The organism is Calidifontimicrobium sp. SYSU G02091, assembly GCF_022631395.1.
GTDB lineage: Bacteria > Pseudomonadota > Gammaproteobacteria > Burkholderiales > Burkholderiaceae_C > Calidifontimicrobium > Calidifontimicrobium sediminis.
In genome coordinates, this window is record NZ_JALBGB010000074.1 from 1 (window position 1) to 1,585 (window position 1,585).

Below are 1,585 nucleotides of genomic sequence, written 5' to 3' on the forward strand. Positions count from 1 at the left end.
GCTCACTGGACTACCCTCCCTTCAGCTTGCGAAGTGAGGTGATGCAGGGTTATCCACGATGGCGGTCGGTCGGCGCTTGCGACGTACCGACCGACCGCCGCGGTGGACAACCCGTGTTTGACGCGCCGCTGTGCGCAGCAGGATCGTTCGAGCCGACTTCCGTGCCCTTGCAGTGACTGCCCCGCGCGCTGGCCGCTCGACGGCCCGCATGAGACCCGCAGCCTGCAAGGCGCCGGAAGACCCAGACGGGCTACAGGGTGTTGCGCCGCACTGACCTTGTGGTGTGAGCGCCGATCAGTGAGCGTCCCGCGTGGGCTTCCGGCACGGCGAGTCATACCGCAACTTGCAGGAGTCTGTCCATGAGCACCGTCTTTGCCGGGCTGGACTGGGCCAGCCGAACCCACGCCGTATGCGTCATCGACGAGCACGGCGCCGTGCGCAAGCAGTGGGAGGTCGCGCACGATGCCGACGGCTTGCGCGAACTGCTGCGCCAACTGCGTTTCTTGCACGTGCTGCGCATCGCCATCGAGCGGCCGTCGGGCCTGCTGGTCGATGCGTTGGTGGAAGGCGGCTTCGAGGTCGTGCCCATCCACCCCAACGCCGTCAAGGCCAGCCGCCCGCGCTACCGCAGCCACGGCGGCAAGTCCGACGCCAGCGATGCCTACCTGCTGGCCGACTTGCTGCGCACCGACGGCCACCGCTTCAAGCCGCTGGCCGCGCAGTCCGACGAGATCCGCGCGCTGCGCGCCCTGGTGCGCGGCCGCGACGACCTGGTGGCCACCCGCGTGCAGTTGGCCAACCAACTGCGCAGCCTGCTGCAGTCGTACTGGGCCGGTGCTGCCGAGGTCTTCGCCGAGGTGGACTCGCCCATCGCGCTGGCCTTCATCCAGCGCTACCCCACACCCGAGGCCGCCAGCCGGCTCGGCCCCAAGCGCATGGCCGCCTTCTGCGCCCAGCACGCCTACTGCGGCCGGCGCAGTGCCGAGGAGTTGCTGCAGCGGCTGCGCCAGGCGCCCAGCGTCACCGTGGGCGAGCTGGAGATGGACGCCAAGGCCGAGCTCGCATCGAGCCTGGCGCGCACCCTGTCCACCCTCGTCGATCAGATCCGGCTGCTGTCGGGCCGCATCGAGCACCACGTCGCCGCCAGCGACGACGGGCGCATCCTCATGAGCTTTCCGCGCGCCGGGCGCATCTGCGCGGCTCAGATCCTGGCCGAGCTCGGCAGCGTGCGCGAGCGCTTCGACTCCGACGAGCACCTCGCCGCCGAGGCCGGCGTCGCACCCGTGACCTACGCCTCGGGCAAGCACAAGGCCGTGGTCTTCCGCTGGGCCTGCAACCACCGGCTGCGCCGCGCGCTGACCACGCTGGCGGACAACTCCCGCCACGCCAGCGCTTGGGCCGCAGCCATCTACGCCAAGGCCCGTGCACGCGGCTGCGATCACCCGCATGCCATCCGCATCCTCAGCCGCGCCTGGCTGCGCGTGATCTGGCGCGCCTGGATCGACCGCAAACCCTACGACCCCAGCGCACACGGCGGACTTCAAATGTTGCTCAAAACAGCGGGGGGTTGACACAGGGTGTCTCA

At 70.0% G+C, this 1,585-nt stretch carries 1 protein-coding gene; it reads left to right on the plus strand.

Annotated elements, in window-relative coordinates; translation table 11 throughout:
- Positions 1 to 359 precede the first annotated feature (359 nt).
- Complete coding sequence (locus MOJ79_RS18800; protein ID WP_241925531.1) at positions 360 to 1,571, plus strand: IS110 family transposase; 1,212 nt, start codon at positions 360 to 362, stop codon at positions 1,569 to 1,571.
- Positions 1,572 to 1,585: the final 14 nt, after the last annotated feature.